At 68.6% G+C, this 20,739-nt stretch carries 19 protein-coding genes; 8 read left to right on the forward strand and 11 right to left on the reverse strand.

Going from position 1 to position 20,739, the window contains the following annotated elements; genetic code table 11:
* The coding region (locus GX414_14050; GenBank protein ID NLI48225.1) for an efflux RND transporter periplasmic adaptor subunit at positions 1 to 1,276 on the reverse strand (1,276 nt) is incomplete at its 3' end.
* 319 nt (positions 1,277 to 1,595) lie between these two features.
* Positions 1,596 to 2,870, reverse strand: a complete 1,275-nt coding sequence (locus tag GX414_14055; protein ID NLI48226.1) for a hypothetical protein — start codon at positions 2,868 to 2,870, stop codon at positions 1,596 to 1,598.
* A 217-nt stretch (positions 2,871 to 3,087) separates the two neighbouring features.
* On the opposite strand from GX414_14055, the gene GX414_14060 reads away from it, so the two are divergent.
* Complete coding sequence (locus tag GX414_14060; GenBank protein NLI48227.1) at positions 3,088 to 4,515, forward strand: sodium/proline symporter; 1,428 nt, start codon at positions 3,088 to 3,090, stop codon at positions 4,513 to 4,515.
* A gap of 63 nt (positions 4,516 to 4,578) precedes the next feature.
* On the opposite strand, the gene GX414_14065 is transcribed toward GX414_14060, so the two are convergent.
* Entirely contained in the window at positions 4,579 to 4,995 is a 417-nt protein-coding gene (locus tag GX414_14065; protein ID NLI48228.1) for a hypothetical protein, read from the reverse strand.
* Between the two features lie 172 nt (positions 4,996 to 5,167).
* On the opposite strand from GX414_14065, the gene GX414_14070 reads away from it, so the two are divergent.
* The 5 genes from GX414_14070 (at position 5,168) to GX414_14090 (ending at position 10,260) form a co-directional block, all read left to right on the forward strand.
* Complete coding sequence (locus GX414_14070; protein ID NLI48229.1) at positions 5,168 to 5,920, forward strand: DUF1460 domain-containing protein; 753 nt, start codon at positions 5,168 to 5,170, stop codon at positions 5,918 to 5,920.
* Positions 5,917 to 7,395 carry a glycosyltransferase gene (locus GX414_14075; protein NLI48230.1) on the forward strand — a complete coding sequence of 493 codons (1,479 nt, stop codon included), beginning with the start codon at positions 5,917 to 5,919 and terminating at the stop codon, positions 7,393 to 7,395. The genes GX414_14070 and GX414_14075 overlap by 4 nt, the downstream gene beginning before the upstream one ends.
* A gap of 114 nt (positions 7,396 to 7,509) precedes the next feature.
* Entirely contained in the window at positions 7,510 to 8,064 is a 555-nt protein-coding gene (locus tag GX414_14080) for a DUF3667 domain-containing protein (GenBank protein ID NLI48231.1), read from the forward strand.
* Positions 8,013 to 8,324: a hypothetical protein gene (locus tag GX414_14085; protein NLI48232.1), complete on the forward strand. Its 312-nt coding sequence runs from the start codon at positions 8,013 to 8,015 to the stop codon at positions 8,322 to 8,324. The genes GX414_14080 and GX414_14085 overlap by 52 nt, the downstream gene beginning before the upstream one ends.
* A 274-nt stretch (positions 8,325 to 8,598) precedes the next feature.
* Positions 8,599 to 10,260, forward strand: coding sequence for a VWA domain-containing protein (locus GX414_14090; protein NLI48233.1), 1,662 nt, complete (start codon positions 8,599 to 8,601; stop codon positions 10,258 to 10,260).
* A 12-nt stretch (positions 10,261 to 10,272) separates the two neighbouring features.
* On the opposite strand, the gene GX414_14095 is transcribed toward GX414_14090, so the two are convergent.
* Complete coding sequence (locus GX414_14095; protein NLI48234.1) at positions 10,273 to 10,623, reverse strand: cupin domain-containing protein; 351 nt, start codon at positions 10,621 to 10,623, stop codon at positions 10,273 to 10,275.
* Positions 10,624 to 10,665: 42 nt separating this feature from the next.
* Complete coding sequence (locus tag GX414_14100; GenBank protein ID NLI48235.1) at positions 10,666 to 14,013, reverse strand: hypothetical protein; 3,348 nt, start codon at positions 14,011 to 14,013, stop codon at positions 10,666 to 10,668.
* Positions 14,014 to 14,099: 86 nt separating this feature from the next.
* Between GX414_14100 and GX414_14105 the strand changes: the two genes are divergently transcribed.
* Together GX414_14105 and GX414_14110 are read left to right on the forward strand one after the other, a co-directional pair.
* Entirely contained in the window at positions 14,100 to 14,309 is a 210-nt protein-coding gene (locus tag GX414_14105) for a hypothetical protein (GenBank protein ID NLI48236.1), read from the forward strand.
* Positions 14,310 to 14,439: 130 nt separating this feature from the next.
* Positions 14,440 to 15,579, forward strand: a complete 1,140-nt coding sequence (locus GX414_14110; protein NLI48237.1) for a saccharopine dehydrogenase — start codon at positions 14,440 to 14,442, stop codon at positions 15,577 to 15,579.
* 219 nt (positions 15,580 to 15,798) lie between these two features.
* Here GX414_14110 and GX414_14115 read toward each other — a convergent pair whose 3' ends face one another.
* The 6 genes from GX414_14115 to GX414_14140 form a co-directional block, all read right to left on the reverse strand.
* The gene (locus tag GX414_14115) at positions 15,799 to 16,815 is read right to left on the reverse strand and encodes a hypothetical protein (GenBank protein ID NLI48238.1); all 1,017 of its coding nucleotides are present in this window, start codon (positions 16,813 to 16,815) and stop codon (positions 15,799 to 15,801) included.
* 67 nt (positions 16,816 to 16,882) lie between these two features.
* On the reverse strand, positions 16,883 to 17,497 hold the full coding sequence (gene rdgB / locus GX414_14120; protein NLI48239.1) for an RdgB/HAM1 family non-canonical purine NTP pyrophosphatase: 615 nt from the start codon (positions 17,495 to 17,497) through the stop codon (positions 16,883 to 16,885).
* A gap of 47 nt (positions 17,498 to 17,544) precedes the next feature.
* Complete coding sequence (gene rph / locus GX414_14125) at positions 17,545 to 18,297, reverse strand: ribonuclease PH (protein ID NLI48240.1); 753 nt, start codon at positions 18,295 to 18,297, stop codon at positions 17,545 to 17,547.
* Between the two features lie 4 nt (positions 18,298 to 18,301).
* Positions 18,302 to 19,132 carry a glutamate racemase gene (locus tag GX414_14130; protein NLI48241.1) on the reverse strand — a complete coding sequence of 277 codons (831 nt, stop codon included), beginning with the start codon at positions 19,130 to 19,132 and terminating at the stop codon, positions 18,302 to 18,304.
* On the reverse strand, positions 19,129 to 19,782 hold the full coding sequence (locus GX414_14135; GenBank protein ID NLI48242.1) for a GerMN domain-containing protein: 654 nt from the start codon (positions 19,780 to 19,782) through the stop codon (positions 19,129 to 19,131). Before GX414_14135 ends, GX414_14130 begins: the two co-directional genes overlap by 4 nt.
* The gene (locus GX414_14140; protein NLI48243.1) at positions 19,779 to 20,567 is read right to left on the reverse strand and encodes an N-acetylmuramoyl-L-alanine amidase; all 789 of its coding nucleotides are present in this window, start codon (positions 20,565 to 20,567) and stop codon (positions 19,779 to 19,781) included. Before GX414_14140 ends, GX414_14135 begins: the two co-directional genes overlap by 4 nt.
* Between the last annotated feature and the right edge of the window lie 172 nt (positions 20,568 to 20,739).

Raw genomic sequence — 20,739 nt, forward strand, 5'->3', positions numbered from 1 at the left:
CCGCTCCGGACGGGCCGCCGGCGGGCGGGCGGACGGCGGCGGTCTTGCGGACCGCCTGCTGCGCCGCCTGCTGGGCGCGGACCATCTGCTCCTCGCGGCTCTCGCCTTCCATGGCCGCGACCTGGACGGCAAACCCTTCGTCCAGGCTGTCCTGGCCTACCGTGACCACCTTCTCCCCCGGCTGCAGGCCGCTGGTTACCTCCACCCACGGCTCCTCGGTGAAGCCCAGGGTGACCTTGCGCTTCTGCACCTTGTCTCCCTCGCCGATGATGAAGACCCAATCCTCCTCTTTCTCGTGCCAGATCGCCTTGCGGTAGATGCGCACCACGTCCTGGTGCACCGAGGTGGTCAGGTAGACGTTGACGAACATGCCCGGTTTGAGCTGCCGGGAGGCGTCGCGGATCTCGACGGTCACCTTGCCGGTGCCGGTGGCGGCGTCGATGGTTGGGCTGATGAGCTTGACGGTGCCGAAGAAGCGCTTGTCGGGCAGCGATTCGGGCTCGATACGGGCACTGAGCCCCTCGCGGAGCCGGTGCAGCTCGGTCTCGGGGACAAACACCCGGGCCAGCAGCAGGTTCAGGTCGGCCATCGCGGCGATCTTGTCATTGGCCTTGACCATGTCGCCCGTTTCCACCAGCCGCTCGCTCACGACGCCGTCGATGGGCGAGAGGATTTCGGTGTTTTCGAGCTGGATCTTGGCGGCGGCGTAACGTTCCCGCGCCACCTTCAGTTCGAACTCCGCGTTCTCCAGGGCCAGTTGGGAGTAGTCGTCGTCCAGTTTGGACTTTTCATACTCTTGGGTGCTGACCAACTTCTCCCGGAAGAGCTCCTCGTTGCGTTTGTAATCGCTGGCGGCCTGCTCCTTGCGCACCTTCGCCTGTGACAGGGCGATCTCGGCCTGGCTGACGGCCAGGGCGTTCTGGTTGTACGTGTTGCGGATCTCCCGGTCATCCAGCTTGATGAGCACCTTGCCGGCGGCGACGTAGTCGCCTTCCTCGAAGTTGACGCTGGCGGCGATGCCGGTCGCCTTGGAGAAGACGTCGACGCTGCGGACGGCGTCCAGCGTGGTGGAGGCCATGATGAAGGTGGCCACGTCGCCGCGGTCGGCCAGCTGCGCCTTGACCGAGACCGTGGGGCCGGCGCCGCCGGGCCGAATGCCGTTGGCGCCGCTGGGGCGGCCGTTGGTGCCGTTGGCGGCCGGATTGCCACACCCGGCGGCGAGCAGGGCCAGAGCGGCCAGACCGACAATCGAAATGTGACGAAGCGCGTGTTTCATGATTTTAAAACCCGTTTATGGAATGCGAACTGCTTTCTACGCCGGTCAATGTGGAAAGTTGCAGCACCGGACAGATTCAATCCCGAATGTGTGTCCGGGATCACATGTGGAAAGATCAAGATGCGCAAAGTGCGGCCGCAGGTTCTGAAAATCCGTCGGCATCCGTCGACCGCCGCCGAGGCCCAGCGGGCGCCCGTGCAACTTTCGGGTGATTGGGAGTCCGTTCCCCCGCCGGTCGTGGCTCCAAGACATGTTCAACCCCGGACGGTCCTTTTGGTTTCTAAAAAACTGCCCGGCGTGCGATGACAGGGTCGGCCGGTCAGAAACTGGCCTCCAGGTTGAATTGGAGTCTGTTCCAGCGGTCGGAGCCCGACACGTTGTCGGTGATGTAGAGGGTCGGCCCGAAGGTGATGCGATCCTGGAAGTTGTACTTGAACGTAAGCTGAGAACCCTGCCGGTTGGCGTTGCCGAAGTCGCTGTCCACGTAAGCGCCCGCCAGGGCGTTGGCGTCGATGTGGGTGTAGCGGTAGAACAGGGACCATTGGCCGGTTTTCCGGTTCTGACCGATTTGGCCGCCCAGGCTCCAGGCGGTATTTTCGTCCGCGTGGGGTCCCTTGGCGCCGACATTGACGCCGTAGTCCGCGAAGGCCATCAGCGGATGCCGCCACCCCGTGTAATCGATCTGGACCAGGGCGTTGACAATGTTGAAATCGCCGGCGTCCAGCACGGTCGCGCCGTCGACGACGGTGGTGAAATTGCCTTTCGCGTACTTGAAGTTGGCGGCGTAGTTGTGAAAGTCGTAAAAACTGACGGCGCCGGCGAGCTGTACGGGGCCGGTGTCATACTTCAGGCCGCCCTGGTAGGCCAGCATGAAGGCGTCCTCCCCGTCGCTGACTTCGCGGATGACCGTCTGGCCCAGGGTGGCGAACACCTCGACCGGGTCGGCGGCGAAGCGGAACTGTTCGTAAAAACCTTCCGGATTGACATCGGTGTCCCAGACCATGGGGGTGGACATCCAGGGATTCTGAAATTTGCCGCCGGCGAGCGTGACGTGCCGGCCGAATTCCGGCGGCGTCCAGGCAAGGTAAGCCTGATCGAGCCAGATGCCCTTGCCGTCGAAACTGTCGGTGAATGTCTGGTTGGTGGAGATCGCATCGGCGCCGAAATCCCAGCCGGGCACTGCCTTGGCCATCCCGGAAGCCAGCCGGAAGACGCTCTTGACGCCATGGCCCAGATCGGCTTCGACCTTCACGCGGGCACGGAGACGGAAGGCTTGGCGGTCGGCCGTGGCGTCCTCGTCGAAGAAGATGCTGTCGTATCGCAGGCGCGAATCGCCGCTGAATGTGATCCGGGACAGACCGTGGGCCGCCAGTTCCTTCGCCGCTTCGGCTCGGGCAGTCTCCGGAGCGGCCGGCGGCTGGCCGGCCGCCTGCTGCCGCACCTCCGCCTTCAACTGGTCCAGCATGGCCTGCTGGGCGGCGAGCTGCTGCTCCAACTGCCGGATCCGTTCCTCCAGGGCAGCGGTGTCCGCTCGGAGGACGGGGCCGATGGCGACGGCGAGCGCCAGGATGAGAGTCCAACGCGCTGTTTTCATGGGATGGCTCCTTCGTCGGGCTGTTCCCCACGGATCGGGAAACGGCTACAGCCGGAAATTAACGTTCGGTTCAGATCATGTTAAAACAGCCGCCACCCATCCGGTCAACTGTTTTGAAGAGGCGGGATGGACGGAGAGACCGGCGGAGGGGATTGCCTTCGGCGGGCGATTCCGGTACATTGGGCCCATTCTGTCCCCGTCCAAAGGAGCGCTGAAGATGGTCTGGATTTTTCTCGGCTACCTGGTACTGACTCTGGTGTTGGGCCTGTGGCAGGCCACGCGCACGAAATCGCAGGCGGATTTCGTTTTGGGCGGCTCCAAGCTGCCCGGCTGGATGCTGGCGCTGTCGGAGCGGGCCACCGGCGAATCGGCCTGGCTGCTGCTCGGATTCACCGGCCTGGTGTTCGCCAAGGGGCTGTCGGCGATCTGGGTGGGAGTGGGCTGTCTCACGGGGATCAGCACCGCCTGGCTCGTGCTGGCAGCCAGGTTTCGGTCGGAATCGGAGCGGTACCGGGCCATGACCATGCCCGAGTACTTCTCGGCCAAATTCCCCGACAAGGCGAACACCATCCGGTTGCTGTCGACGCTCATCATCGTCTTCTTTTTCGTGTTCTACGTGGGCGCGCAATTCGCCGGGGCGGGCAAGACCATCCAGACCACCTTCGGGCTGGAGCCCCTCTACGGGCAGATCATCTGCGCGGCCGTCATCCTGCTCTACGCCACCATCGGCGGATTCATCAGCGTGGTGGCCGTGGACGTCTTCCAGTCCGTCCTGATGATCATCACCCTGATCGTGACGCCGGTGGTGCTGCTCGTCCAGGTGGCCGGCCAGGGGCTGAGCATCCCGGCTGCGCTGGTCGAAGCCGGTGCGGGCATGGATTCGTGGACCGGCGGCCTGGCCGGCTTCGCCGGCGGGCTCATCATCTTCAACCATTTCGCCTGGTTCTTCGGCTACCTGGGCGGCCAGCCCCAGCTCAACGCCCGTTTCATGGGTATGCGGGACGACCGCCAGGTGCGAATCGGCCGGAACATTGCCATCACCTGGACGGTGCTGGCATACGCCGGAGCGGCGGGCATCGGCCTGGGGGCGCTGACCCTGTTCGGGCGCCAGGCGGTGCCCGACGCCGAGATGGTTCTGCCCTACGTGCTCACCACGATGTTCCCCTGGTGGCTGGCCGGCGTGCTGCTCGCCGGCGCGGTGGCGGCCATGGTGTCCACGGCCGAGAGTATGCTCATCGTCGCCGGCACATCCATCAGCCAGGATGTCTATCAGGGCATTGTCCGAAGAGGGCGGGCGCCCGACCGCACGGTGCTGATGGTGTCGCGCGCGGCGACGCTGGCGGTGGGCATACTGGGACTGGTGATGGCCCTGACGACGGAAAAGCTGATCTACACCATCGTGTCCTACGCCTGGGCCGGGATCGGTTGCTCGTTCGCGCCGGCGGTGCTGCTGTCGTTTTACTGGGACCGCTTCCGCGGCGCCGGCGTGGTGACCGCGCTGGTCGCCGGCCTGGTGACCACGGTGGTCTGGATCGCCACCGGCCTGGACGCGTCCGTCACGGCCATGGGTGTCACCTTCGCCGTCGCCATGGCTGCGGCGATACTGGTCACCTTGGCCCGGCCGGCCGAATCAGCCGGTCATTGATGGGGAACCAGCCTCGAGTCCCGAGCCTCGCGCCATGTCGCATCATGGTGGGTTCGGCGAATATCAGATCTTGAACAAATCGTCGAATGCCTTGCGGGCGTCGTTGACGGGCCCCTCTTTCCGCTCCTCCACAACTTTCTCGAAGAGGATTTTGGGCCGGAACTGCAGACACTCGTTGCGGACGTTCTTGCCGTCGATCCGCCGCGTCACCGGCTGCATGCACTCGTTGGGGGCGCCGGGGTCGAAAAACTTGCAATTGCGGCAGGTGCGCAGGTCGGCGTTGCAGCTGCGGCAGGTGTCGGTGGGCTTCAGCTCGTCCATGAACTGGACGTTGGCGGAGCACTCGGTGCAGCGGATGGTCCGCCGGTAGCGCGTCTCCACCCGGCCGCGGACGTGGTCGCCGTTACCGGCGGGGCGCGGGCGGGCCGGCCGTTCGGAATCGCCGTCCTGATAGCCCTTTTGCTTGTACTTGCGGCTCATGCGAGCCTCCATGGAAAGAATAATCCCGTCCGGAGGGGGCGGTCGCGTTCGTCAACCTCACCATTGGAAACGAGCGGGCGGGGTCCAGGAAACATCATTATACACGAAACGACCGAGTCAAGAAAAGTGTTAGAATGGGGATACCCGGCGAAGGCCGGGGGCGCAATCCAAAATGAATACCGGGACTTGGAACATCCGGACAGACTATGAACCGGAGCGACTGGCAACGCTGCTGGCCGCCGCACCGGCGGAGCGGCCTTGCGGCGAGCGGATCCGCCGGTTGTGCGCCGCGCTGGCGGGCGCGCCGTATCGCACCGCGCCGCTCGGCGGCGGGCCGGGACAGCCCGAGGTGCTCACCGTCTCGCTGGACGCCTTCGACTGCGTGACGTTCCTCGAGACGGTCATGGCGCTGGCGCGGTCGGCGGACGAGGCGGAGTTCCTCGACCACCTGCGGCTCATCCGCTACTCGGGCGGCCGGGTGGCGTGGGCGTCGCGCCGGCACTATATGTCCCGCTGGCTCGAGGAGAACGCGGCCGAGGGCCGTGTTGCGCCGCTGCCGCATCCGGCGGGACGGACGCCGCGGGAATGGACGCGGCACCTGGCGGTAGTGCCGGGCCTGCCGCCGGCGACTGCCGCCGTGCGGGGCTGGCCCAAGCAGGCCGTCGCCACCTTCCGCCGCGTGGTGTGCGACGGCGACTTGGCATGCTTCGTCTCCACCCGCCGCGGGCTCGACTATTTCCACGTTGGCATTCTCTTGGCCGAGGCCGGTGGGCCCATGCTGGTGCACGCGGCTCGCTCGGCGGGCGGCGTCGCGCGGACGCCCCTGGCCACGTTCCTGGCGGCGAACCGAATGAGCGGCGTGACCCTGGCCCGGCCGTGGCCCGAGCTGCCGCGGCCGGCGGAACCGAACGGAGGGACGGTATGAACCGGTGGACGGTGGCCATCCGGGTGGACGATCCGGCCGCCGCGGCGGCGGCCGCCGCCGCGTGGGCGGAGCGGGAGTGGGTGGCCCGCGTGGCGCTCCTGGTCCCGGTTGAGGCCGCGGAGAGCCTGCCGCCCGGCGTGCCGGCGGACGTCCGGCGGGTACCGGCTTTCCTCCCGGGCCGGGAACTCGAGCGGCTCATCAGCGACATGGCCGGCGAGTACCTGGCGCTGGTGGAGGAGCCGGTGGCCGCGGCCCCGGAAGCCGGCTTCCCGGAGCGGCTCGTGGCCGCGTTCGAGCATCTGGGCGCCGGGTGCCTGTACAGCCACTGGCGGCGCGAAGCGCCCGACGGCGCCGTGGAAACGGTTTTCGCACCGCCGTTCCAACCCGGTTCAGCCCGTGACACCTTCCCCTGGGGGCCGCTGACGGCCTGGCGGCGCAAGGCGGTCGCGGCCGCACTCGACGCCGAGGGGCCGCTCGCTCCCACGCGCTGGTCCGGTCTGGCGGAGCTGCGCCTGCGCCTGGCCCGCGCCGGCGCCGTCGCCCGCGTGCCGGAGCCGCTGTACCGCGTGCGGCCGCCGGCCGGCCCCTCGACCGACCGTCACTTCGAGTACCTGATGCACGAGCACCGGGACCGCCAGGCGGAACTGGAAACGGTGTTCACGGAGCACCTGCGCCGCACCGGCGCCTGGCTGCCGCCGCCGGCGGCGCCGTTGCCACCCACCGGGGAATTCCCGGTGCTCGCGAGCGTGGTGATCCCGGTGCGGAACCGGGCACGGACCATCGGCGAGGCGGTCGAAAGCGCCGCGAGCCAACGGGTGGACTTCCCCTTCAACGTCCTGGTGGTGGACAACCACTCCACCGACGGCACCGGCGCCGTCGTGGAGGCGGCGCGGCGGCGCCACGCCTACGTCCACCGGCTGGTCCCGCCGCTCCCCGGCCGGGGCATCGGCGGCTGCTGGGGGCTGGCGGTCGAGTCGCCGCTCTGCGGGCGCTACGCGGTGCAACTCGACTCCGACGACCTCTACGCCGGGCCCGACACGCTGCAGCGCATGGTGGAAGGCCTCCGCGCCGGCGGCGCCGCGCTTGCCGTGGGGAGCTACCGGCTGGTGGACCGCGACCTCAACGAACTGCCGCCGGGTGTCATCGACCACCGCGAGTGGACGCCCGCCAACGGCCACAACAACCTGCTCCGGGTGGAGGGGATCGGCGCGCCGCGGGCGTACCACGTGCCGGCGCTCCGCCGCGTGGGCTTCCCCGACGTGAGCTACGGCGAGGACTACGCCGCCGCCCTTGGCCTGAGCCGCATCTGGCCGGTGGCCCGGATCTTCGAGCCGGTGTACCTGTGCCGCCGCTGGGAGGGGAACACCGACAGCGGCCTCACCAGCCTCCAGCAGGCGCTTCATCACGAGTACAAAGATTATGTACGCACTTTGGAGCTCGCCGCAAGGCGGAAGATGGCGGGAAGTGAAGAGTGAGCAGTGACCAGTGAGGGACGAGGAGGATGGGAGGGAGTAAGAGATTGGGACGTTCTGCCCGAGTTCATTCAAATCAAATGAACAAACTGTCACATCGGTAGGCCGAAGATGGACATGCGCCAGGAAGCGACCTCTGAAATCGATGCCGTTACCTGTCTCAACTGCAAGGCGGCGGCTGTGGGGCAGGCGTGCCAGGCATGCGGCCAGAAGAGAATCCCCCCAGACGCGACGAGCCTGCGCCATGTCGCGGGCACGCTGGTGGCGGAGACGCAGGAGCTGGACGGCAGGCTGCCCCGGACCTTGCTGAACCTCCTCTTTCACCTCGGCCGGCTCACCGTGGACTGCCTGGACGGTCGGCGGCAGCGCCACATCCGGCCTATCCCCCTGTGCCTGGCGCGTCGGGCGCATTTCTTTTCCTCAACCACGATGAGCCGGTCAATCTGGCCAGGCTGGTTTCCCATCAGCCGGCGGACAGCCAGCTCCTGCAACTTGTGGACGGGTAGGCCCGGGACCCCGGCCAAACCCGGCAGCAGTTCGTGGCCGAGCGGGATCCGCGCTACGTGGAGGCCCACAAGTCGGCCAGCACGGTCCTGGACCTGGGGCGCCTGGGTCCCGCCATGTTCCTGCTCTACCGACGCCGCCGGCTCTTCACGGCGCAGCACCTGGTGATGACCCTGCACATCAACAGCTTCGGCTGCCTGCTTGGACTGATGCCGCTGGCGGTCATGTCCACCAGCAGCGGTGAGTCGATCCCCGTCACCCTGTTGTTCATGGCGGTCTATTTGGGCTATATCTACCTGGCGCTCCGCCGAGTCCGCGGGCAGGGGCAAGGGATCACCGCGATCAGGCTGTTCACGCTGATTGTCCTGAACCTGGTCGCCGCGATCGTTGGCACTGCCGGCGCCATGATCGATGCCCTGTTCAGTTGAAATCGGGTACCTCGCGCTGCTGCCGTACGCGAGTTCAGCCATAACAGGAACAAGTGCCTCGCGCACTCCGTGCGCGAGATTGGCACGGCAAGATCAAACGTTGCCACTGACCAGCCGCGCAGATTACCCGAAATCCCCCGCGATCGGGCCGCTGGAACCCGCGGCCGGAGGCCGCGAGGTACCCGGAAGAAATTGCCGCATCTTTTCCCGCGCGGGATGCGTATATTAAGCTGATGTTATGGTTATGATCCGGGGAGAGGAGTGTCTGGACGACATGAGGCAAAAGACATGCAACCGGGCGATCCGGCTAATCCTGTTGTTTCTTGCCTTGGCCGCCGGCCTGTGCCCGGCGCAGGCCGCCGGCGCGGCGCGCACCGAGCAGCCGGTGCGGGACATCGAGACGCCGGTGCGGCTCGTGCACGTACAGAACCTGGCCGGTGACATTCTGGTGGAAACCTGGACCGAAGGCTACATCCGCATCCTGGCGGTGCGGCGCGACGGCGCCGAGGTGGACCCGGTGGCCGACGTGCTGGACCAGCCGGGCGATGCCGGCGAGGTGGACGTCTGGACCCGGCCGGAACTGGCCGGCGACGCGGCCGTGGATCTGCGGCTGCTGGTTCCGATCGGGGTGCAGGTGGCGGCGCGGAGCCGCACCGGCGTCATCACGGTGCGCGGGGTGGGGCGGGGGATCACCGTAGAGACCGACTCGGGCGACGTCCGCTGCGGCCTGCCCGCGGGCGCCGACGCCGACGTGTCGCTCCGCAGCCTCGAGGGGATGGTGGAAGCGCGGCTGCCGCTGGAGTTTTTCGGCACGCCCCAGCGGGGGCTCCTCGATGGGCGGCTGGGCCGCGGCGGCACGCCCGTGATGGCGCGCACCCGGTCGGGCCGCGTCACCGTGTTCGCCGACGACCCGGCCCGGATCGGCCGTCAAGCCGACGTCGTGCCAAGTGGCGTCCCGGCGGAGTCCACCTCCAGACCGACGGCTGCAGACGGAAGTCCGGCGAAGCGGGAGGCCCCATCTGCTGTGCCCGCCGCGGACCCGGCGGCGGGGACAGTCGGCGGTTTCCGGATCGGCGTGAGCACCCGGCTGGTGACCCTGAACGTCCAGGTGGCCGACGCCAACGGGGCGGCGGTGACGGACCTCGTTCGCGAGGATTTCCGCGTGCTCGATAACGGCGCCGAGCAACCGATCGTCTACTTCGAGCCGCAGACCGCGCCGCTCAACCTCCTCCTGCTCCTGGACCTGAGCGGCAGCACGAAGGAGATGACCAAGGTCATCAAGCAGGCGGCCGCCCGGTTCGTGGACATGCTGAACCCCGCCGACCGCGTCGCCGTGGCCGCCTTCACCAGCCGCTACATGCTGGTGTCGGGATTCTCCGAGAACCGCAGGCTCATCCGCCAGCGCATCGATGACATCAAGAACCGCGGCGGCGGCACCGCGTTCTACGAGGCGATGTGGTACGCTTTGGACGAAATGGCGGAGACCAAGGGGCGCCGCAACGTTATCGTGGTGATGAGCGACGGCGTGGACAACATCCTGCAGCGGCCCGACGACTACACCTCCAAGTGGTCGTACGAGGAGATGCGCGACCGCGTCGCTGCCGCCGACGTGACCGTCTTCCCCGTCTACATCGACACCGAGTACGAGCAGGTGGTCAAGGAGGGGAACGTGTCGAGCGTGGTCTACCGCACTGCCCGCCGGCAGATCGCCGGCCTGGCCGAGAGCACGGGCGGCCGGATGTTCCCCGTCCAGCGGTTCGAGGACCTGGAGGCGGTCTATCGGACGGTGGCCGCGGAGCTGCGCAACCTGTACAGCCTGTCGTACTACGCCCCGGCCAAGGCCGGCGCGGGGCGCGCGTGGCACGCCGTGGCGGTGGAGGTGGCCCGCCGCCCCGCCGTGCAGGTCAAGACGCGCCCGGGATATTTCCTCGAGTGACTTTCTGTTGAGCTAATCCGACTGCACCGGCGGCCGTGCGCGGTAGCGGTCCCGCTGGGCGAAACAGGTGACGTCGGCATAGCCGGCGTGGATCCGCGCCGAGTGGGGCACCCCGGCGGGGATGGTGTAGGAGTCGCCCGGACCGAACGTGCGGGGCACGCCGCCGATGACGAGGTCGATGCGGCCGGCCACGACGACGCCCCACTGGGCGGCGTGGGCGTGCTCCGGCACCTCGGCATCCGCGGCGAACTCCATGAAGAGGATCTGGATGTCCTCGCCCTGGGAGAGATAGGCGCGGACACCCGGCATGGGGATGTCCGCGCGGGGCAGGCAGCGGATCATTTCAGGGAACACGTCAGTCATGTCACGGCGCCTCCGGGTCGCCGGAACGGGCCCGCAGGGCCTTTACTTGAACGCCTTCTCCGCCGATGGCGGCGGCAGGCGCTTCGGCCAGCGGGGCGGGTTCTTCCGAATCTCCTCCTTCAGCAGGGCGATGGCCGTGTCTAGCTGCGGGTCCCGCCCGGCCACGAAGGCGTTCGGGTCGTCCTCCACCACGTGGTCCGGATTGAAGCCGTAGCCGTCGGGGAGCCACTTCCCCTCGGGGGTGAAGCTCCCCTGCTGCGGGCAGGATACCATGCCGCCGTCGATGGCGGCGAATCCACCCACCGCCATGTAACCGCCCCAGGTGCGCGTTCCCACGGAGGGTCCGAGCCCCATGTAGCGGAAGCCGGTGCTGAAGTACTCGCCGTCGGACCCGGTGCGCTCGTTGCACAGCAGCACCACCCGGCCCAGGTAGGCGGTGCGGTGGTACGGCTCCGGTATGCCATACCGGGCCTGGTCGTATTCGAAGATCACCCGGCGCAGACGCTCCAGGATCATGCCGGAGGTGATGCCGCCGCCGTTGTAGCGCACGTCGAGCACCAAACCGTCCTTGTCCAGGTTGGCGTAGAAGTGCTTGGCGAACTCGGCCATGCCGTAGTTGCCCATGTTGGGCACGTGGATGTAGGCCAGATTTTCGCCGCCGTGCCGCCGGACGTAGTCCCGGTTGCGGGCCACCCAGTCGTAGTAGCGCGCCTGATTCTCGTTGGCCATTGCCTGGACGCGGACCTGGCGCGCGCCATCGACGGCGGGCTTGTCGTTGACCTGGAGGAGAACCGGCTGGCCGCCCAACCCGACGAGCCGGGCGTTCGGATCCTGGTCCGGCGCCAGGGGCCGGCCGTTGACGGCGAGGATGTAGTCACCCGCCTTCACCTTGAGCCCGGGCGCGAGCAACGGCGAGCGCGCCGCGTCGCCGAAGCCGTCGCCCTCGAACAGCCGGACGATCCGGTACGCCTTCCCGGCGGCGTCCCATTCAAGTTCCGCCCCCAGCGCGCCGATGCCGGGAGCGGGCGGGGCGCTGCGGCGGCTGTAGCCTCCCCGCACGTATTCGTGGGAGACGTTGAGCTCCGCCTGCATGTCGCCGATGACTTCGTTGAGCTCGTCGCGGCAGCCAACCGCCGGCAGCAGCGCCTCGTACTTGCGGCGCATCGCCTCCCAGTCCCGGCCGTGCATGGCGGGGTCGTAGAAGGTGTCGCGGTGCACCCGCCACGCCTCCAGGAAGATCTGCCGCCATTCCAGTTCGGGATTCACCTCGAAACTCCAGGCAGCGGTGTTCACCTTGGGGGCGTCGGGTTTGACGGGGGCGCCGGCGTCCACGATCTGGAAGCCGGCCCGGGTGCGGAGCGCCACCTTCTTCCGGTCGAACGACAGGTCGTACCCCGTCACACCCGCGGCCATTTCGGTGACCTTCCTGGTCTTGAAGTCGTACACCTTCAGCTTGAAAGCCGGCTGGGACGGCCCGCCGGCCGCGTCCCCCTCGTCCTCTTCGGGGGCCAGGTAGAGGAGTTTACCGGCGATGGATTGAAGGCCGGCGTAGCGCCCGGCGGGCACCGGCACCTCCAGGATCCGCCCGGCGATCCCCTCCAGGTCCACCTTCATGTCGGGGAGCTTCGGAGGCCAAGCGGGTTTGTCGGCCGAAGGCATGTCGCCGGCGGGTTTGTCACCGGCCGGTTTGTCCCCGGCCGCGGCCTCGGGCTTGGCCCCGTCAGGCGGCACGGCGGCGTCCCTCTTCTCCTCGGTGGGACCGCCCGGCTCCTCGTCGCTTTCCACCGGAAGCGGAGACAGGGTGTCGGCAGCCAGTGTGATGACGTAGATCTTGGTGGTCCGGTCCTGGTTCATCTGGAAGTCGAAGGAATCCCATTGCGGGGTGACGCTTCGCTCGGTGAGAAAGAAGAGGTACTTTCCCTCGGCGTCGAATACGGGTCCGTGGTCGCGCGTGGGCGCGTGCGTGAGCCGCGTGGCCTGCTTGCGTTCCAGGTTGTAGAGATAGAGCGAGCGGACAAAATGATTCTCCGGCCGCACGTATACGAGCCACTTGCCGTCGGGGGCGAACCGGTAGTCGCCGACGCCGCCGTACTCGCCGCGGGCGACCTCGCTCACGGCGTGGCTCTCCACATCCACGACGTGGAGGGCCAGCGAATTGTCACAGAACGCCAGTCGCTTGCTGTCGGGCGACCAGACTGGGCCGGCCAGGCGCCGCTGCTCGATCCGGGTGAGCTGGACCGCTACGCCGCCGCCGGCCGCCGGGGCGAGCCAGAGATTCTCCTCGCCGCTGCGGTCGGAGACGAATGCGATCCACTTGCCGTCAGGGGACCACGCCGGCTCCTTGGAGCGGGCGCCGGCCAACGGCGCCACGGCGCGGATTTCGCCGTTTTCCGCCGGCAGGGTAAAGAGCTGGCCGCGGCTTTCCGCCACCAGGCGCTTGCCGGTGGGCCCGACGCCGAACGCACCCGGCGCGCCGGCCACGCGGACCGGCCGGGCGTGGATGCGATCGGACGCCAGGGCCAGCTTCAGCGGCTGCGCCCGACCGGCGGTGATGTCGTAGACCCACAGGCCGTCGCCGTGCTGGTAGACGATCCGCCGGCCGTCGCCCGCGGGCGACTTGACGTCGTAGTCGGCGTGGCTGGTCACCCGGGCCGCCTCGCCGCTGCGCGCGTCCCAGCGCCACAGGTTGGCCGGCCCGTCCTTCTCCGAGACGTAGAACACCGCCTCGCCCGCCCACACCGGGTACTGCTCGTTGATGGAGTCGTCGTGGATCCGTCGGAAGGTCTTCGCCTTCAGGTCGGCGATCCAGATGTGGTTGGCCATGCCGCCGCGGTACCGCTTCCAGTGGTGGCTCTCCAGGGCCATGGGGCAGTAGGCGAGCCGGTTGCCGTCCGGGGCAAACGCCCCCTGCGCCGCCTTCTCCATGGGCAGCGCCTCGGGCAGGCCGCCGGCAGCCAGCACAAGGTAGAGCCGGGAGCCCACCAGGGGGACGCCGCGGCGGGAGCGGAACAGGATGCGCGCGCCGTCGGGGGTCCAATCCACCGCCTCGGCGCCGGCCGGGTCGAAGGTGAGCCGGCGGGGCGCGCCGCCGGCGGCGGGCATGACGTAGACGTCCTGGCCGCCGTCGTAGCCGGCGGTGAAGGCGATCCACGCGCCGTCAGGCGAGAAGCGCGGCCCGTACTCGTCCGCCTCGTGGAGGGTGAGCCGCTCGGCGGTGCCGGCGGCGACGGAGCCGAGCCACAGGTCCCCCTCGGCGCTGAAGACGACGCGGTCGCCGTGGATGTCCGGCGTGCGGACCATCCGCGGCGGCGTGATCTGGGCTGAGGCCACGGCGGCCAGCGCCAGCCAGGCGAGCGCCACGATTCCGGCGGTCACGCGGTCCTGTTTCATGTAAGCACCCCTTTGCAGGATTGGCTGAGAATCGTCTGAAGATACACCTGCCGCCGACGGATTTCAACGCCTCCGGCGCCGTCCGGTTGAACTCCGGAAATGAAGGGGACCGCCGGCTGGGCCGGCGGCCGGTCGAAGTTCCGCCGGCCGCGACGAGCCGAAAAAGCGTTGGCGCCGGCGGCGTCTTGCGCTATCATGGCGCCATGCTTCGGATGCGCCACGCCACCTTGGGCGAACTACCCACCGGCCTTGCGGCCACCATCTGTTTCGTCAACCGCTTCAGCGGCCTGCGGTAGATTCCCATCCGCTTCTCGCGACTTGCGGCCCGGTGGGCCTGTCCTGCGGGACGGGCCCGTCGTCCGGCCGGCGGCGCGGGGCGCATGACCGGGGCATGATGAACCGACACGATTCACCAGAGGAGCAGTCATGAAAATCATCGTACTCGGCGCCGGACTGGTGGGGCGGCCCATGGCGGGCGACCTCGCCGCCGACCCTGATTTCGAAGTCACCGTCGCTGACATCAATACGGACGCCCTGGCCCAGGCCGCGGCCCGCTGGCCCGTACGCACCGTCCAGGCCGACCTGCGCGACGCGGCGCGGGTCCGGGAGCTGGCCGGAGCCGGCGACCTGGTGGTGAGCGCCGTCCCCGGCTTCATGGGCTACGCCACCCTGCAGGCGGTCATCGAGGCGAAGCGGCCGGTGGTGGACATCGCCTTCTTTCCCGAGGACCCCTTCGGCCTGGATGCGCTCGCCCGGAGCCAGGGGGTGACCGCCGTGGTGGACTGCGGCGTCGCCCCCGGCATGAGCAACCTGCTCGTGGGGCACGCCGCCCGGCAGATGGACGCGGTGGACCGCGTCCTGGTGTACGTGGGCGGGCTGCCCGAGGTGCGGGAATGGCCGTACGACTACAAGGCGGTCTTCTCCCCCATCGACGTGATCGAGGAGTATGTCCGGCCCGCCCGCTACGTGGAGAACGGCCAGCTCGTGGTGCGGCCGGCGCTCTCCGACCCGGAGTTCGTCAACTTCCCGGGCATCGGCACACTGGAGGCGTTCAACACGGACGGCCTGCGGACGCTGGCCGCCACCATCGACGCGCCGAACATGAAGGAGAAGACGCTCCGCTACCCGGGTCACATCACCAAGATGGCGCTGCTGCGCGAGACGGGCTTCTTCGGCACCGAGCCGGTGGAAATTGCCGGGGTGAAGATCCGCCCCGTGGACTTCACCGCCAAGATTCTGTTCCCGCTGTGGCGCCTGAAGGAGGGCGACACCGACCTCACCGTGATGCGCATCATGGTGGAGGGGCGCGAGGCGGGGCGGCGGGTCCGCTACACGTGGGAGCTGCTGGACCGGTTCGACGCGGCATCGGGGGTCCATTCCATGGCCCGCACCACCGGCTACACCGCCACCGCCGCCGCCCGGCTGCTGGCCCGGGGGCTGTACCGGGGCGAGGGCGTCGTCCCGCCGGAGTTCATCGGACGGGAACCCGACTGCGTCGCCTTCATGCTGGCGGAGCTGGCGCGCCGCGGCGTGATCTACCGGCAGACGGTGGAACCCGTCGCCTGACCTCGGCTCGTTGGGCGCCACCGCGGCGGTCGGTCCGCTCCGTGAGCGGAACCGGCGCCGCCATTATATAAGGAATGCGCCCGCCGCATTTCACCGCCGGGGCCCGGATTGTCAACCCGGGCCCCGGCGCCTTTTCTTCAGCCAACACCATGGAGTGAACGGGTCCCGAGCCTGGAGTCTCGAGCCTCGATCGCAACCGACGATCTCGAGCGCGAACGCTCAGGGGATTTGGACGCAGCGGATCTCCGACAGGGCTTTGACCCCGCGGTCCACGAAGAAGTCGGGCCCCGCGAACAGCGGGAACCGGCCGCCCTTGGCGCCCTCGCCGCGGTCCTGAATCAGAAACTCGGCCCGGTCGCTGCGGTTGAACAGCTCGCTGTACGACACGGTGCAGCGGTAGCCGTCGGCCGCGGCGAACACCAGGTAGCCCGCCCGGAGGCGCGCGGGGGTCGGGGGAAAAGCCGCCAGCAGGACGTCCCGGGCCGCGCGGCCGCGGATTTCGTTGAAGCCGTGGAAGCCCATCCCGTGCCCGTAGGCCACCGTCGGGTACACCCGCTCGCCGGCCGCGGCGGGCAGGCTCTCCAGCCGGCCCTTCTCCTGGCCGTCCGCCACGAGGCGGATGGCGGGGCTGTACAGCGGCTTCAGGTCGCGGTTCACCGCGAAGCTGTGGGGGCAGGTGAGGACGGTGATCTTGACGGGTTGACGGATTTGCCGCGCGCTCACCATGTCGTCGGCGCAGACCAGGCGCGTGTCCGTCGGGACCGGCCAGCGGTCGTCGGCGTGCGACGGGATGACCGGCGACACCCGGATGGCGATGAGGCTGCGGTGCAGGACGTTGGTGTAGAAAATTTCCCCCCAGCTCAGGACCGCCTTCTCGCCCGCGGCGTTTTCCACCACCACCAGCAGGTCGATCACGGGCCGGAACTCGGCTTCGTTTTTCTTGATCACCTTGACGTCGCGCAGGATGTCGAACAGCGAGTAGCCGTCATAGCGGTAGGCGCCCACGAACGCCGGCTGGCCGTCCTTGAGCTCGGTCTCGCGGACCGTCACCGAGCGCACGGGCAGGCGGGACACGTCCACCGGCCCGGGCGTCGCCACGTCGCCGGCGACAGCAAAATCCGGCCCGGCCAGGGTGGTGGCCGCGGCGTCGTCGAAGTAGTCGTTGTTCTCACCCGCCGCCGCCCAGCCGAACAGGAAACCAGCCACAACCAGCAGCAGCACGCAGTTTCGGATCATGGTCACTCCCCCAATCGGATTGAGTTCATTCCCGGTCAACATCAGTCCGCGGACGGACCGATCCGTTTTACCTTTCCGCTCGCAGCCACTCCGCCAGGCGCGCCCGCAGCGCCGCCAGGGCGCGGCCGCGGTGGCTCAAGGCGTTCTTCTCCGCCGGCGGCAGCTCGGCGAAGGTGAGCGCCGTCTCAGGCACGAGGAACACCGGATCGTAGCCGAAGCCGCCCGTGCCCCGCGGGGCCTCGAGAATCCGGCCTTCGCAACTCCCCTCAGCGGCCACCACCTCCCGCCCGTCCGCCACCAGCGACACGGCGCAGCGGAACCGCGCGGTGCGGCGCTTGGCGGGCACGCCCGCCAGCTCCGCCAGCAGCTTTTCGATGCGTTGGGCGTCGGTGGCGCCGGGGCCAGCCCAGCGGGCCGATCGCACGCCGGGGGCGCCGCCCAGGGCGTCCACCTCCAGGCCGGAGTCGTCGCCCAGCGTCGGCCAGCCGGTGATGCGGCTGTAGAAAGCGGCCTTGGCGCGGGCGCCGTCGGCGAACGACTCGTCCCCCTCCTCGAAGAGCGGCACCCACGGCACCGCCTCCAGGCCGGCGACCCGCACGCCCAGGTCGCCGAGGATCTCGGCGATCTCCCGGGCCTTGCCGGGGTTGGTGGTGGCCACGAGCAGGCGGTCGATGCGGGGCATGTGTTCACTCCATGGAACCGGCGCGGGCGGCGCCGCGATTGTGGCGCTCAGCTGCGGTAATGGGGGAGCAGACGCTCCAGGTCCAGCTTGCCGGCCTCCAGCGTCCGGCGCTGCAGCTCGATGATCTCCTCGATGCCCATCCGGGCGATCTCCAGCATCTCGTAAAGCTGCTCGTGAGTAAAGGGCGTCTTTTCGGCGGTGCCCTGGATCTCCACCAACCGGCCGTCGCCCGTGGCGACGACGTTGAGATCCACGGCGGCGGCGGCGTCCTCCACGTACTCCAGGTCCAGCAGGGTGGCGCCGTTGACGAGGCCCACGCTGGTGGCGGCCACGAAATCCTTCAGCGGACTGCCGGCGACGGCCTTGCCCTTCATGAGCCGATCCACCGCCAGCGCCACCGCGACGAAGCCGCCGTTGATGGCGGTGGTGCGGGTGCCGCCGTCGGCCTGGATGACGTCGCAGTCCACCTGGATGGTGCGCTCGCCCAGCCGCGGCAGATCCAGCACGGCGCGGAGCGAGCGGCCGATGAGCCGCTGGATCTCCTGGGTGCGCCCCGACAACTGGGCCCGCTCGCGGGGCGTGCGGGACTGCGTGGCGCGGGGGAGCATGGCGTACTCGGCGGTGAGCCAGCCGGAGCCGCCACCCCGCAGGAACGGCGGGACCTTCTCCTCGACGCTGGCCGTGCAGACCACCCGGGTGGCGCCGCAGGTGACGTAGACCGAGCCTTCCGCGTGGCTCAGGAAGTTGGGCTCGAACTGGATGGGCCTCAGCGCGTAATCGCCGCGTCCGCTGCGGGGCATGGCTTCACCCCTCCCGCCGCGGGGCGGCGCCCAGGTCCACCAGGCGGATGCGGTCCAGCTTGCGCTCCAGGAAGATCTCGGCCACCCGCTGAAACCGCGGGATGGAGTCGGTGACGTAAAAATCGTCCTCGGCGGCCCCGCCGGCCTCGGGGCGCCGCTCGAGATTCAGCGCGGTGAGGATGCTGCTGATCTCGCCGGCCAGCGCCGCCGCCGAGTCGACGAGCTGGACGTCCGGGCCCAGCGTGGCGGCGAGCACGCCCTTGAGCAGGGGGTAATGGGTGCAGCCCAGGATGAGCGCATCCACGCCCTGGGCCCGGAGCGGCTCCAGGTAGATGCGGGCGACCTCCCGGGTGACCGGGTGGTCCAGCCAGCCCTCCTCCACCAGCGGCACAAACAGCGGGCAGGCGGCGGCATGGACCTCCGTCTGCGGGCCCAGCTCCCGCAGCAGGTTCTGGTAGCTGGCGCTGCCCACCGTGGCCTCGGTGGCGATCACACCCACCCGTTTGTTCTTCGTCAACGTCAAAGCCCGGCGGACGCCGCTGGCGATGACGCCGACGATGGGCATGTCAAACCGGTCCACCAGCGCGTCGAGGGCGAACGACGAGGCCGTGTTGCACGCGACCACCAGCATCTTCACCCCGAGCGAGACCAAAAATTCGGCGTTTTGGAGGGAGTACTTGATGACCGTCTCGGCGGACTTGCTGCCGTAGGGAAGCCGGGCGGTATCGCCCAGGTAGATGAACCGCTCGTGCGGCAGCCGCGCCTTGAGTTCCCGATACACCGTCAGGCCGCCGATGCCCGAGTCGAAGATGGCGATGGGCTTGTTCTGCTTCATTCGAGGTTCTCCTCCTGGATGAGCGCGTCCCGGCCAGTCGCGCCGACGACGAATTCGGGCGCGGCGCCGAACGAACGGTCCAGGGCCAGGTGTCCGGACAGGGTGCTGTGCTCGGATCCGTCCACCAGGATCCGCACGCCGTCGACGCCGGGCACGTTGTCCACCACCGAATTGACGATGGAATAAACAGTGGCCATTTCCCCCAGAACGCCGCCAAGGTGGCGGACGGCGATCTCGCGGGAGAAATCGATCACTGCCAGGTTGTTGGCGATGAACACCTGGCGGACGATGGTTCCCTTGGGGATGGTGGGTCCACCGCCCTGGGTCGGGCCGGCGATGAGCGCGTCGAGGATGCGGCGGATGAGATACTCCTTGCGGATGGACTGGGGAATCGTCCGGACCTCGGGCGTGAGCAGGGCCAGCGTTCCCGCCGACGGCGCCGGCGCGCGAAAATACAGCTTGATCTGCAACTCGCCCTGGGTGACGTCGTCCGGGACGGCACCCGTCGCCATCGTTTCCGCCGCCGCCGCATCCGCTTCCTGGCGTTCGGCGGCCTGCTTGGCCAGCTCCGACCGGTACAGAATCCAGACTCCGGCCAGGGACAGGACCAGCGCCACCGCCAGCGCGATGAGCAGCACTCTCCGTGTCATGGTGTCTCCCGGATCGGCTCGCTCGCCTTGAGGAATTCGGTGATCGCCTGGCGGAGCACTTGGGCCAGGGCGGCCCGGTGGCCGGCGTCATCGAGGCGCCGCTCGTCAGCCGGATTGGACAGGTGTCCGGCCTCCAGCAGCACGGCGGGACAATTGACAGTCGCCAGCAATTTCAGCGGACCGCCCAGCGGCGCCCCGCTGGACCGGGAGTAGAACTCGTTGAGCCGGCGCTGGAGAATGCCCGCCATCTCCTTGCTGGCGGGAACCCACTGGAACTGGGCCAGATTCCAGGGGAGCACGCGGAGCTCGCGCCCGCCGAGCGGCGCCTTCAGGTAATGGTACGTGTCGGCCTGGTCGGCGTCCGGCTGGAAAAAGTAGATCAGGAAACCGCCCGACGACTCCTGGGGGGCATGGGCGCAGTGGAGACTGAGAAACAGATCCGCCCGCAGGCGGTTGACGTGGATGGCCCGCTCCTCGAGCGCCAGCCGCTGATCGCCCTCGCGGGTGAGCACGACCTGGATCTGTTTGTCCTGGCTCAATTCCGTCTGGAGCGCCTTAGCCAGCATCAGGTTGACATCCTTCTCGAAGGTGCCGGCCGCCGAGCGCGCCCCGTTGTCGTCGCCGCCGTGGCCGGGGTCGATGATGATCACCTTGCGGCCGGCCGCCTGTCCGAACACCGTGGCCGCGGCCAGCCATGCCGCCGCCACAACCGCCAGGCGGCGGAGCGCCGGGGTGGCAGGGCGGGCTGCTGAGGACGCCAGGCGGGCGACCGGTACGGGTGGCATGCGGGTCTCCTTTCGGGCAAAGGCGGATTATAGCGGCTACCGGGCGGAGGTGTCAACGCCGCCCCGCTTGCGGCACTCCGGAGACTCTTGACGCGCTTCATCGGTTCCATGTAAAGTGCGTGCAGCAACACCGCCACCAATTGATGCCGGCAGGGATGACCCGATACCTCAT

This window comes from Acidobacteriota bacterium, assembly GCA_012517875.1.
In the GTDB taxonomy this organism is placed as follows: Bacteria; Acidobacteriota; JAAYUB01; order JAAYUB01; family JAAYUB01; genus JAAYUB01.